At 54.3% G+C, this 13116-nt stretch carries 12 protein-coding genes; 6 read left to right on the forward strand and 6 right to left on the reverse strand.

Annotated elements, in window-relative coordinates; genetic code table 11:
• Window positions 1–14: 14 nt before the first annotated feature.
• The 3 genes from AC6I8R_RS09795 to AC6I8R_RS09805 are packed head-to-tail and all read right to left on the reverse strand — an operon-like array spanning window position 15 to window position 4922.
• Window positions 15–743, reverse strand: a complete 729-nt coding sequence (locus AC6I8R_RS09795; RefSeq protein ID WP_021183253.1) for an amino acid ABC transporter ATP-binding protein — start codon at window positions 741–743, stop codon at window positions 15–17.
• Window positions 740–1972, reverse strand: a complete 1233-nt coding sequence (locus AC6I8R_RS09800; RefSeq protein ID WP_497832188.1) for a M20/M25/M40 family metallo-hydrolase — start codon at window positions 1970–1972, stop codon at window positions 740–742. The genes AC6I8R_RS09795 and AC6I8R_RS09800 overlap by 4 nt, the downstream gene beginning before the upstream one ends.
• Window positions 1965–4922 carry an FAD-dependent oxidoreductase gene (locus AC6I8R_RS09805; RefSeq protein WP_497832189.1) on the reverse strand — a complete coding sequence of 986 codons (2958 nt, stop codon included), beginning with the start codon at window positions 4920–4922 and terminating at the stop codon, window positions 1965–1967. Before AC6I8R_RS09805 ends, AC6I8R_RS09800 begins: the two co-directional genes overlap by 8 nt.
• Before the next feature lie 88 nt (window positions 4923–5010).
• On the opposite strand from AC6I8R_RS09805, the gene AC6I8R_RS09810 reads away from it, so the two are divergent.
• The 6 genes from AC6I8R_RS09810 (at window position 5011) to AC6I8R_RS09835 (ending at window position 10224) form a co-directional block, all read left to right on the forward strand.
• Entirely contained in the window at window positions 5011–5907 is an 897-nt protein-coding gene (locus AC6I8R_RS09810; RefSeq protein ID WP_021183250.1) for a dihydrodipicolinate synthase family protein, read from the forward strand.
• Between the two features lie 36 nt (window positions 5908–5943).
• On the forward strand, window positions 5944–6774 hold the full coding sequence (locus AC6I8R_RS09815) for an ABC transporter substrate-binding protein (RefSeq protein ID WP_021183249.1): 831 nt from the start codon (window positions 5944–5946) through the stop codon (window positions 6772–6774).
• Window positions 6775–6791: 17 nt separating this feature from the next.
• Window positions 6792–7541, forward strand: a complete 750-nt coding sequence (locus tag AC6I8R_RS09820) for an amino acid ABC transporter permease (protein WP_021183248.1) — start codon at window positions 6792–6794, stop codon at window positions 7539–7541.
• A complete protein-coding gene (hydA, locus tag AC6I8R_RS09825) occupies window positions 7538–8950 on the forward strand; it encodes a dihydropyrimidinase (protein ID WP_497832190.1) in 1413 nt (470 codons plus the stop codon). Before AC6I8R_RS09820 ends, hydA begins: the two co-directional genes overlap by 4 nt.
• Window positions 8951–8995: 45 nt before the next feature.
• On the forward strand, window positions 8996–9679 hold the full coding sequence (locus tag AC6I8R_RS09830) for a GntR family transcriptional regulator (RefSeq protein WP_497832191.1): 684 nt from the start codon (window positions 8996–8998) through the stop codon (window positions 9677–9679).
• Between the two features lie 185 nt (window positions 9680–9864).
• Window positions 9865–10224 carry a cupin domain-containing protein gene (locus tag AC6I8R_RS09835; protein WP_021183245.1) on the forward strand — a complete coding sequence of 120 codons (360 nt, stop codon included), beginning with the start codon at window positions 9865–9867 and terminating at the stop codon, window positions 10222–10224.
• A gap of 52 nt (window positions 10225–10276) precedes the next feature.
• Here AC6I8R_RS09835 and AC6I8R_RS09840 read toward each other — a convergent pair whose 3' ends face one another.
• The 3 genes from AC6I8R_RS09840 to AC6I8R_RS09850 all read right to left on the reverse strand — a co-directional run bounded on the left by AC6I8R_RS09840 (window position 10277) and on the right by AC6I8R_RS09850 (window position 13115).
• Window positions 10277–11170, reverse strand: a complete 894-nt coding sequence (locus tag AC6I8R_RS09840; protein ID WP_497832192.1) for a hypothetical protein — start codon at window positions 11168–11170, stop codon at window positions 10277–10279.
• Between the two features lie 386 nt (window positions 11171–11556).
• Window positions 11557–12393: an urea carboxylase-associated family protein gene (locus tag AC6I8R_RS09845; RefSeq protein WP_415174224.1), complete on the reverse strand. Its 837-nt coding sequence runs from the start codon at window positions 12391–12393 to the stop codon at window positions 11557–11559.
• A complete protein-coding gene (locus tag AC6I8R_RS09850; protein ID WP_021183242.1) occupies window positions 12393–13115 on the reverse strand; it encodes a GntR family transcriptional regulator in 723 nt (240 codons plus the stop codon). Before AC6I8R_RS09850 ends, AC6I8R_RS09845 begins: the two co-directional genes overlap by 1 nt.
• Between the last annotated feature and the right edge of the window lies 1 nt (window position 13116).

Below are 13116 nucleotides of genomic sequence, written 5' to 3' on the forward strand. Positions count from 1 at the left end.
GATCCTTGTGCTGTTTAATGTTGGATGATTTGATCGAGGAAGTTCCTCGCCCGGGGTGATACCGGTGCGGTGAAGAAGGTTTCTGCCTCAGCATCTTCAATAATTTCGCCGCCGTCCATAAAGATAACGCGATCGGCAATTTTACGCGCAAAGCCCAGTTCGTGGGTGACACAACACATGGTCATGCCTTCCGCCGCCAGTTCCGCCATCACCGCCAGCACTTCGGCGACCATTTCCGGGTCCAGCGCTGAGGTTGGCTCATCAAACAGCATCACTTTAGGGTTCATCGCCAGCGCGCGGGCAATTGCCACACGCTGCTGCTGACCGCCCGAGAGCTGCGCCGGGTATTTGTGGCCGTGCCGCTCCAGTCCGACGCGTTGCAATAATTCCTGGGCCTTATTTAACGCCTCCGCGCGCTGGCGTTTCAAAATCCGCATCTGCGGCACCAGCAAATTATCCAGCACCGTCATATGTGGAAACAGCTCGAACGACTGAAACACCATACCGACTTGCTGACGCAGGCTGGTGAGATTGGTTTTTTTATCACTTAACATCATGCCATCAACATTGATTTCGCCGCGCTGAAACGGTTCCAGCGCATTGATGCATTTAATTAAGGTTGATTTACCGGAACCGGACGGGCCGCAAATCACCACCACTTCGCCTTTTTTGATATTGAGGGTGCAATTTTTCAACACCGGCAACTGACCATAATATTTCGACAGATTATTAATGGCGATCATGCAGATTTCTCCTGCAAAAGGGTTAACAGGCTATTCGCCACAATCTGCGTGGCACGATGTAAATCATCCAGGTGTACGCGCTCATCGGCGCGATGTCCGTTGGCCTCAAGGAAACTGCGCGGCCCGGCCCCGTACATAATGGTGGGAATACCGGCGGCGCTATACAGACGGGCATCGGTATACAGCGGCAGACCTACTAACGGGATCGGTTCTTGTAGGATAGCTTCGGCCTGCTGGCTGAAAATGTTCGCCAGTTCGATACTGGCAGGCGATGAGGTGAACGGACGCGCCAGCAAAATACGTTTCACATCACAGGTGATACCGCTGAGCTGTTGTTCAACCTCGCGAATCAGCGCCAGCAACTCCGCTTCAACCGCTTCCGGCTGCTCTTCCGGGATAATGCGACGATCGAGGCGGATCACCAGGTTATCCGACACCACGTTGGTGTTGATGCCGCCCTCAACCAGGCCAATCACCAGCGTGGGGGAATCGATACCCGCTACCGCCGAATGTTTTTCCGCCAGCGTGTCGCGATAGCGATACAACGCGGTCATTAAACGGTTACCGGCTTCAATGGCGTCACAGCCGCTGGACGGGAAGGCGGCATGGGCGGATTTGCCCTGCACGGCAATTTCCAGATGCAAACACCCATTATGTGCGGTAACGACAAAGTAGCTCAGCGCGGCGCACACCGCGTAATCGGGTTTACTGATGCCATTCTCCAGCAGCCAGCCTGGACCGGTGGCGCCGCCCGTCTCCTCATCGTAAGTGATGTGCAGTTCGATGGTGCCGTTTAACGCCGTGCCGCTGTGGATCAACGCCAGCAAGGCATAGGTGTAGGTGGTGATATCCGATTTAGACACCGCCGCACCGCGTCCATACAGCCAGCCATTTTCAATTTCCGCACCGTAAGGATCTTTGCTCCAGCCGCCGCCCGGCGGCACGACATCGCCGTGCGCATTCAGCGCGACCGTCGGCCCCGGTCCGAAACGATGGCGCACGATCAGGTTAGTGGCGCTACGCATCCCGGCTGCCAGTACCACCTCATCCGGCACGGTAAAGGTTTCAACCTCCAGTCCAACGTCGCGCAGTAGCTGCGCGGTGACCAGCGCATGTGGGGTGCAATCGCCCGGTGGGTTGTCGGAAGGCGTCTGCACCAGACGTTTTAACATCTCAACCTGTTGGGAGAAGTGGCTTTCAATCCATGTGGCGACACGTTGTTTACTCATTGACTGCGGTCCTGTGATTATCGAAACGGGAAAGGTGGAAAGGCGACAGATCGATGTCGCTGCTGCCGCGCAAAATGAGCTGCGCCAGACTGTGGGCCACCACTGGTGACAGGGTGTAACCATTAGAAGTGACGGCGTTGTAAAAACCGGGCAGGCCGGGGACGTCGCCAATGATCGGCGCGCCATCAATATTGATATTCATTCCGGCCCAGCTACGTACCATATGCAGGCCACTTAAGGCAGGCAGGACGCGATTGGCGACCCATAAATTGCCTTCGATACTTTCGCGGCACGGCTGATTCAGGCGCATCGCCGGGTTAAATTGCGCGCTCCAGCCGCCGCCAATTAATAAACTGCCGTGGGCGGTTTGCTTCAGGCTGAGGTGACGCCCGGCGTGGGCAATCAGATGATCGACCAACGGCACGACACGTTCGGTGACGATCATTTGCAGCGGTGCGCCTTTCACCGGCACATTGATGCCAACCATTTCACCCACTTTGGCCGCCCAGGCACCGGCTGCGTTAATCACGCGTTGGGCTTCAATCACGCCACGGCTGGTCTGTACCCGATACCCGCCATGCGACATGCGTTCAATCGCCGTCACATCGGTGCCGCGCTGAAAGCGTGCCCCTTGGGCGCGCGCCAGTTTGTTCACCACATAAGTGGCGCGCAGTGGGTTGATTTTGCCCTCAATTGGGCAGAATTCAGCGCCGATCAGCTGCGGGGAAAGGTGAGGGGAAAGCCGTGCCAGTTCACTGGCATCCAGCAGCGTCGCGTCGATGCCAAAGCGGCGTTCCAGCGCGATCTTCTGTTCAAGAAAACGCATCTCCTGCGCGGTTTCCGCCACCATCAGACCACCGGTGATTTTGATCTCCAGCGACTCACCGCTCGCCGCTTCCAGTTCCTGCCACAGCCGCACCGAGAGCGGCCCAAGTGGCAGCGTTTGCGCAGCGGGACCACCGCCTTGCTCGGCTTTGGCACCAAAATCAAACGACAGCAGCTGGACATGCAGGCTGCCGGCGTTGGCGCCGGAAGCCTGTAAATTGATGTCGTCGCGCTCCACCACCAGGGTATCCGCGCCGCCAGCGGCAAGGTAATAGCCAAGACAATTGCCCATGACACCGCCGCCAATCACCAGCACATCCGTTTTTTGCGGCGCTATCGGTGAGTTTTCGACCGGGCGCGCCAGGTTAGGGGTGATAGCCGGTTTGTGGCCGCCCCATTCCTGTTTCTCAAACGTCAGCGCGGCGATCGGCACCGGACGGACCGGGAAGCGCGGGGCATAAAACCCGGCGGTGTGGTGGTGACGCCTGGTCATTTCGCTCACCAGTTGCGCCACCATCCCGGCGCAGGTGCGCCCCTGGCATAACCCCATCCCGACGCGCAGGTTACGTTTCAGCGCGGCGGGCGTGTCGATACCCTGACGGATCGCGCTGCGTAAACGGCCAAGGGTGATATTTTCACAACGGCAAATCACCGTCTCATCGGGCTGCGCTTGCAGACTGACGGGCGGTGCCTGGTAAACCTGCCACAATGCCTGCTGGAATGATTCGGCACGGGCAACCTGTTTTTTCAACTTATGCGTATCGATGCCGCTCGCCGTTTTCCCCAGCGCGCTGAGTGCGCGATAACCGGCCAACTGACCGCGAGCCTGAGCAATCTGCGCGCCACCCAGCCGCGCGCCATCACCGACAACGTACACGCCGGGTACGCTGGTTGCGCCCTCGGCGTCGGTTTTGATCGTCGGGGTGCTGAACGGTGTGCTGGCGAGTTGCTGCTCACAACCCAGCGAGCGCGCTAAATCGGTGGTGGGGATAAAACCGTGTCCCAGACACAGCACATCGCATGGGATTTCGCGACTGGAGCCGGGAATGCGTTGCCCGCCTGCATCCACCCGCATTACGGTAATGCGTTCGAGGCGATCCTGCCCGTGTGCGGCAACCACTTCATAACCCCAGCTTACCGGCACGCGGTTTTTCTTCAGGATGGAGAGATAGTGCTGGCCCTTGAGCAACAACTCAGGGGCTACTTTGGTCATGGTGAGGATCTGGCGCAGCAAGCGGATGCCAGGTTTTGCTGCGCGTTCCAGCACCTCAACCACCTGACCTTCGCTGGCAACCAGTTCAGCGGCAAACTGGAGATTCAGCGGCCCGTTGCCACTTACCACCACTTTTTCGCCGGGGATCACCCGATAAGCTTTTGCCAGCGTCTGACCTGCGCCGGTGGTCATCACCCCAGGCAAAGTCCAGCCGGGAAAGGGCACCGGGCGTTCATACGCACCGGTAGCGATAATCAGTTGCTTCGGGCGAATCAATAATGACGTGTCACGCCAGATAACCCCAATTTCCTGTGCGGAGAAGGCGGCCCAGACCGTGGCCTGTTGCAGGATCTCAACCCCGGCGGCCAGGGTTGCTGACAATAACTGCTCGCCATCACGCCACTGCTGCGGCGCTTTGCCGTGCAGGGTATGAGAAGGGGCCAGCGGTTTAAAAAACTGGCCGCCGCTTTGTGGTCGCTCATCAATCACCAGCACCGTTGCACCCGCACTGGCCGCGACGCGGGCGGCTGAAAGTCCGGCGGGTCCGGCACCCAGCACCAGCAAATCGTACTCGCGTGTTTCCGGTGCGATGTTGTCTGGCACCGATGTCAGAGGAATGGCCGGGGGTTGGTCGGCGCGCTGGCTGTGCACCTGCATACCGTCCTGCACTAACGTCATGCAACTGCGTTGCGATCCTTTGCCATCCACCTGTACCACGCATTCGTAGCACGCCCCCATGCCACACCATAAGCCGCGTTTTTCGCCCGGTGTTTCCTCGCGGATTGCCACAATATTTTGCCGTGCAAGGGCGGCGGCAATGGTTTCGTCAGGCAGCGCCGGTACGGCTTTGCCATCAAACCAGATGGTCAGGCGGTCGCCCGCAGGAGTGATATTTGGTGATTTGAGTTCCATAACGCTTGTGATCCAGCAACGCTTGTGTATACAGTATGTATACGGTATACAAACGGTATGCATCAAGTATTTTCTTAAGGAACTCAATATGGCAGCGTTTCGCGGTACTTATACGGTGTTGATTACCCCCTTTACTCAGGATGGTTTAGCAATTGACGTGCCAGCCCTGGAAAAATTAGTCGATTGGCAAATTGAACAAGGAATTCATGGGCTTATCCCGCTGGGCAGTACCGGTGAATTTTTATCCATGACGCGTGAGGAACGACAACTGGTCACCGAAACGGTGATTCGCACCGCCAGAGGGCGTGTGCCGGTGTTGATGGGTACTGGCGCAGAATGGACGCCGGAATGCGTTGAATTGAGTAAAGAAGCCGAAGCGATGGGCGCGGATGGCGTGATGATTATCCCGCCGTTTTATAGCTGCCCGAACGAAGACGAGTTGTTTGCCCATTATCGTGCAGTGGGTGAGGCCATCTCGATTCCGATCATGATTTACAACAACCCGGCCACCGCCAATGTCGACCTGCTGCCAAAAACCGTGGCGCGTTTATCGGAAATCGACACCGTCAGCTACATCAAGGAATCCACCCTTGAGGTGACGCGTGTACGCGACATCATCGAACTGTGCGGCGATCGCATGAACGTTTTCGCGGGCATTCTGGGTTACGAATCTTTCTGGCTGGGTGCCTGCGGTTGGGTGGCGGTGGCGTCCAACCTGTTACCGGCGCAATGCGCACAGATGTTTGAAGCCGCGTGCGATCGTCTTGACCGCAATGAAGCGCTGGCGCTGTACCACAAAATTCTGCCCGTGGTACGTGCCGTTGGCGGGCCACATTACGTGGCCGCCAGCAAAGCGGGTCTGGCGATGATGGGACTGGAGGTGGGCATCCCGCGCGCACCACGTCTGCCGCTCGCCAGCAACCTGGAACAGGTGCTGCGACATGAATTAGAAAAACTCAACGTGCTGAACAGCTTCAAGCACTGATAACCGGCCTGATTGTTACTTATTCGGAGAATGTAAATGAACGCGAAATTAACCCTGATTGCGGCTGCGTCTCTTCTGACCGGTAGCCTGTTTGCACAAACCAGTTTTGCCGCCTGTACCCCGGTGCAGGGCGCAACGCTGGTGACCGCGGGTGAGTTAAAAATGTCCACCAACCCGACACTGCCGCCGCTGCAATATGTTGACGGTGAAGGACAATTAAAAGGAATGCGTATTGAGCTGGGCGAGGAGATTGCCAAGCGCCTGTGCCTGAAACCTGACTATACCCGCATCGAATTCTCCGCAATGGTGCCCGGTTTGCAGGGTGGCCGCTGGGACATGATCAACACCGGCATTTTCTTCACCCCGGCGCGCGCCAAAATGATGTACATGATCCCGTATGAAAGCCAGGCCATCAGCGTTTCAGTGGCACCAGCCGATAGCGGCAAGATCCAGAAGGTTGAAGATCTGGCAGGTAAAAGCGTCGGGGTAGAAATCGGCGGCTTTGAAGAGACTACCATCCGTAAGATCAGCAAAGAACTGGAAGCGAAAGGCCTGAAACCGGTGGATATCCATACCTTTGATAACTTTACCGTGGCGTTCCAGGCATTGCGTGCACAACAGGTGAGCGCGGTGATCAGTATCGATGCGGTCGCAGCCGATTATCAGCACAAAGGCATGTTCAAACAGGTGCTCTCTGGCCTCGAACCCACGCCGGTGGCCATCGCCTTTAAAGATGCCCATCTGGCTGACGCCACCGCCAAAGTGCTGAACCAGATGAATGCCGATGGCAGCTTACCTGCGCTGTTTAATAAGTATGGCGCGAAGATGATCACCGGAACCTTTAGTGTTCAGGGTCCTAACTCTTAAGCGAAGGAAATTTCATCATGATTCAGGGCTGGAGCTGGGAAGGGTACTTCCATTATCTCACCAACTATTTCATTTTCATGGGGGCGGTGAACACCGTCCTGTTAACCCTGGCGGGTATGGCTGGCGGGCTGGTACTGGGAATATTACTGGCCTTTGCCCGGCTCTCGCCCTGGTCCTGGATTAATCAGATCGCACGGGCTTATATCTGGGTTTTTCGCGGCACGCCGTTACTGGTGCAGCTGATTATTATCTATACCGGCCTGCCACAAATCGGTATCCGCTTTGGCGTGATTGAGGCGGTGGTGATGGGCCTGGTATTGAATGAAGCCGCCTACCTGGCGGAGATCATTCGCGGTGGTGTGCAGGCGTTGCCGAAAGGGCAAATCAATGCTGCCAAAGCGCTTGGTTTTAACCATCTGAATGTGGCGCGCTATGTGATTTTCCCGCAAACCATGCGCTTAATTCTGCCCTCTTTGGGGAACAGTTTTAACGGGTTACTGAAAACCACCTCGATTGCCTCGGTGATTTCCGTGGAGGAGTTGTTACGTCGTACGCAAATCCTGATGCAGGAACAGTTCATGGTGCTGGAGCTATTTATGGTTGCCGCCACCTATTACCTGCTCCTCACCACCTTGTGGGACTTTATTCAGCGCAAGATCGAGCGTCATTACGCCAAAGCTTACCAGAGCGCTACGCACACCAGCGAACCGGCACAACCGAGCTTTAAAGAAGTGTCCAGCGCTTACACCCGGGAGACACAGCCATGACCTTTGATCTGATTGTGAAAAATGCCGATATCGTGACGGCAGCCGATCGCTATCGCGGTGATATTGGTATCCATAATGGTCGCATCAGCGTGATCGCGGCTGAGCTGGATGCCGCGCAGGCAGAGCAGGTGATTGATGCTGAAGGCCGCATGGTGACGCCAGGAGGTGTCGATGCCCATTGCCATCTCGACCAACCTTCCACCGATGGCTCGGTGGGGGCCGATGACTTTATCAGCGGTACCCGTTCAGCAGCCTGTGGCGGCACCACCACCATCATTCCGTTCGCCATGCAGTTTAAGGGGCAGAGCCTGAAGGAGGCGATTGCCGCTTATCATCAACGGGCGGAAGGCAAAGCCAGTATCGATTATGCGTTCCACGTCATTATTACCGATGCCAGCCAGGCGGTGATTGACGAGATCCCGGAAGTGATTGCGCAGGGTTATACCTCGTTCAAGATTTATATGACGTATGACGCGTTAAAACTGACCGATCATCACATCCTCAATGTGCTGGAAGCCGCACGCGAGGCGGGTGCGATTTCGATGATTCACGCAGAGAATGATGATTGCATCAGTTGGCTGACGGAACGCCTGAAAAAACAGGGGAAAACTGCACCGCGTTATCATGCGCTGGCGCATTCGCCCATTGGTGAGCGCGAAGCGACGCACCGCGCTATTTCTCTGGCGGAGTTGGTTGATGTGCCAATTCTGTTGGTTCATGTATCAAGCCGCGCCGCCATAGAACAGATTTACTGGGCGCGGGGTCAGGGCATCAATATTTTCTCCGAAACCTGCCCGCAATATCTGTTTCTGACCGCTGAAGATCTCGGTATTGATGACAGTTTCCACGGCGCGAAATGCATTTGTAGCCCGCCGCCGCGGGATACCGATAGCCAGAAGGCGGTGTGGAATGCCTTAGCCAACGGCACCTTTACCATTTTTTCCTCGGATCATTGCCCGTTTAATTTTGATGATCCTCGCGGCAAGAAATTACACGGCGACAATGCCTCTTTCGACCTGGTTCCGAACGGTATTGCCGGGCTGGAAACGCGTTTGCCGCTGTTGATGAGTGAAGGCGTATTGCAAAACCGTATCTCGGCACAGCGTTTTGTCGATTTGACCGCCACCGCACCGGCAAAACTCTACGGACTTTATCCGCAGAAAGGCAGCATCGCGGTGGGTTCAGATGCGGACCTGGTTATCTGGGATACCGATCTCGATAAAACCATTACTAACAATGATTTGCATACCAATGCTGATCACACCCCGTATGAAGGCAAACGGGTGCAGGCGTGGCCCGCCATCACGCTTTCGCGCGGTGAAAAAGTCTGGTCAGAAGGGCAATATCACGGCAGAGCGGGCAGTGGGGCGTTTCTGCCCTGCGCGGTGCCTTTCCCTGTGAGAGGATAATCCGGTAAACTCACACCCAATTTTACTCCTGGAAACTGCATAAAGATGACCGACTATCAGGATCATACTCTTGCTGCGATTATGGCTGCGAAGCCGTTGTATATGAAATCAGCCAGTCTGTCTGAACAGGTTTATGCATTGCTGAAAGAGTTAATTCTGGAGCGTAAGATCCCCGGCAGCAGTGAAATGCTGGAGTCGCGCCTGGCGGAAGAGTTACAGGTATCCCGCACGCCGATGCGTGAGGCACTGGTGCGCCTGGCAGGTGAAAATCTGCTGGAACGCCGCGGTGCCCGTTCTTATACCGTGCGCACCATCGATATCAAAGAGTATCTGGATACGATGGCGCTGCGTGAGGTGCTGGAGGCAGAGGCGGTGGGTAAGGCGCTGGACAAAATCAGTGCCGCCACCATCGACAACCTGATTAAAGAGTTGCAGGAGTTGATCGCCAGCGAAACTGAGCAGGAGCATCTTTACTGGCGCTTCGATGAAAAGCTGCATAACACCATTGCCGAAGCCAGCGGCAATCTTGTGCTGGCGCAGGTATTGAAGGGATTGCGGGTTAACGTGCGTCTGTTTCGTCTGCACAGCCCGTTGCACCGGCAGCAGGAAAATCACGCTGAGCACCTTGATCTGTTGAATGCCATGCGTGAGGGCGACCGGGAAAAAAGCCTCGCCTCAATTCGTAAGCACATCATTAACCTGCGCACTGACGTAATCTCTTCGCTGTAAACGTCATTGATAAAGTCATAGCTCGAGGGCTATGACTTTTTTGTCGCCTGACAAAAGTTTCTGCTAAACCCCTGCGGATTTACACCCAAAAGTTTCTTCTGGCGCGTGAAAACTGCCGCCATTTCGCGCACGCATTGTTTAAGCTGACTTCAGCCTAACAAGTTGAAAATGAGGAAATTTTTTATATGAAAGTGCAAAAATTAACGCAGCCAGCGTCCATTAAACAGTTGGAAGATTGGGGCAGCGTTGAGGGTTTACCCGGCACTGCCGCCATTCAGCTTTCCGGTATTCAGACGGTGATTGCTGGTAAGGAAGACATTGATTGCGGCATCTTTGCCTGCACCGCGGGAAGTTACCGTCGTGGCGTGAAACAGGCGGAGGTCATGCATTTCCTCGAAGGGATTGGCAGCTTTACGCCAGACGGTGAGGCTACTTTAACCTTCAAACCGGGCGACAGCTTTTTCTTTGAAGCCAACACGCAGGGCACCTGGGTGATGGAGACGCCAATGCGTAAGTTGTATGTGATTTTTGATGCTACTGCGTAATTGCGCTGATGGGTAACGGCGCGATTGATCGCGCCGGAAGTGGGCGAGGGGATTACGCCCGTATTGGGCCAGGAGGTGGGATGACGAGGGTGTTGAACGACTGGAGATTCTCTTCCAGTTGGGTAACAACCTTATTTAGCTTGTTAAGCGTGAGTGTCGCCGCGTCGAATTGATCCCAGACGGGACTAAATCTTTCACTGTTGCAATGCCTCTGTAAATTGCTCACGATATCCGCCTCCTTACTTTCAATTTGTCGAAATAGATTCTCCAATAAATCAAGGTCATCGATCATATTATTTATGAAAACATTGTTTTGTTTTACGATGGACTGATCGCCATACTTATTATTCGCTTTGAATGTCTGAAGGTATTTCCTGCATTCCAGTATTTTATTTTTAATTTCATCGCCTGCGGTGTTGAAACATCTTTCGAATGAGATGCTTTTTAAATCCGGACTGGCATTTACAATTTCCCCGTCAGGAAGCCTGACGTTGGTGAGTCTGACGTTTTTTATTTCGCTAATGATTTCCCGTAAGGTATCACAGGCTATTGTCTTATGTCGCATTGCGGTGGTTAAGACATCCCTTTCATTTTTTGTTGACGTGGCGCAGCGCTGCGTTATCTCATTTTCTACAATTTTATTGGCTTTTTTCAGGATGCCTGACGTTGCGTCAACTTTTGCTGACTCTTTACGCGACACCCATTCCTGGGTGGTTTTAATGTTTTGTTCGCAAACATCCTGGGGCATACCAAAAGACTTAATAAATTCGGAATATGATGTGGAGCAGGAAGCCACGGCCTGATTAGACACCATGCTGTTACCACGATCATTATTTATAAACTTCATAGATGAAACCATATTGCCATCATTATTCTCATTGGGCTGACTGGCAATACGGGTAACAGCCAAAAGGGGCATCAAGAGGAATTGAAATGATGACCTCATTATTTTTTCTCCATTTGTTTATGTAGAGACATGAAAACATAGCATGAGGATGAGTTGTCTCCATTGCCGTTCAGAAAAATATCAGGGAAGTGATGAGATATAAGGTTTAGATCAGGCGTCGCTACGTGAATTCTGAGAAAAATGCAGGGGGATTGGGCGGGAAATTTTGCGTAGCGGCGCGATTTATCGCGTATCATCCAGCGGTGGTGACGTAAAATCCGCGCGATAAATCGCGCCGTTACGGGATGGGGTGGTGTTGCGGGGTTAGCCGGATATCGTATTTAACATAATATACATTATGCGCCATTAATCGTAATTCTATCCCAGACCAGAAATTCAGATTATGTTAAGAACCAGCCCCCGCGGCTGGCTCTTGCTTGTGGCAATTACCAGCTCACCGGCTTCAACTGCATACCATGATTACCCCGATAATTCGGTGATTCTGATGGCTTCCAGTTTGCCAGTAACGCTTCCTGCGGTTTATAGATTTCTACCCCCAACGGACGGCACACTTTCAGCGTATCCTCTGCTTCATCACCCCACATCGGCAATGACAGATCGCCACCCGGACAGGTTGACAGCGCGCATAACAGATCGATCTCGGCAAAGAACTCAAGGTAGTCGCCTTTCTGCGCCGGACAGGCTTTCATAAAATATTGGTCATCATCATTCAGACCGGTGCACTGGAAAACGTTCATCACATCATGAACATCAAATTCCGTCAGCCCCCACGGCTGCACGGCACGCACCAGGTTTGAATGACAATGGAAATCAAAGTCCTCACCGGTCAGCAGCTTGTTAACATAAGGATCGCAACGCGTGCCCAGCAGATCATGCACGCGCCCACCGTCGTTATCGATACCATAATCCGCCAGTGAATCTGCGGTAATGGTCGCCATAGGCCGGATAAACGGCAAGTTAGACCACAGACGATCATAAGTAGAAAGATGCGCCCGTTGTAGCTGGCGTGTGCGGGAAACCCACATTCTTTCACGCGGATCGCGGCGGTTCCAGATATTCAAATCCCCTACCTGCGGGCCTTCTGGCGTGGTGATACGGAACAGATGCCCGGCCGGGACTTCCCAGGCAAAACCCGTACGGATCGGGATCAAATGGGATGCGGTCAACTCGCGTGGCCCTTCGGCCAGCGCCTGATAAAACGCGCGATCAACATCCAGTGCAGAGCCGGATGTGCTCTGATAAGCGGCAGGATAATTCGACATCAGTATGATTCTCCTTGAGAAAGAGGATGGCTAAAGGTGGCGGTCAGTTGACGCTCCGAGTAATCGAGATAGTCAATCAGCGCACGACACGCCGCCTCACTTTGTTGTTGGCTCAGTAATGCCAGGATTTCGCGGTCACGCGCAATCCACGGCAACTGAAAGTCACGTTCGCCGGCTCCGCTGCAAAACAGCAGACGTAATTGCGCCAGCAGCACGCTGAAAAAATCATTAAAACGCGCACAACCCAGCATCTGCACGATGCTTTGATGAAAACGCAGACTGTGGGTACCGACGCTGCGCCACGCCTCATTCGCCGCAGCTTGGGCGGCGTTATCCAGATGCTGCGCCATACGCGCCAGGTGAAAATCACTGATCGGGCTGTTAACCGTCAGCGCCAGCACCTCGAGATGACGACGCGCCTTGAAAATGTCACGCACATCGCGCTTATCGAGCTGACGAACAAACACCCCGCGATTCTGGTGATAATTCACCAGCCCTTCGCCATGTAAAAAGCGCAGTGCTTCGCGGAGCGTGTTACGCGAGCTATCGCATAACGCCGCCAGTTCGATCTCCGCCAATGCCTGTCCCGCAACCAGGTTGCCGCTGATGATATTTTCTCGCAGCAAAATCGAAATCCGCTCAAAGGCAGGCAAACCCGATAAATCAAGATGTTCTGGAATTTCAATGGTTAAGGTGCGGGTTTCTCCGGCAGAACCTTTCATG

Source organism: Pantoea sp. X-Soil-OKNW-713 (genome assembly GCF_059730685.1).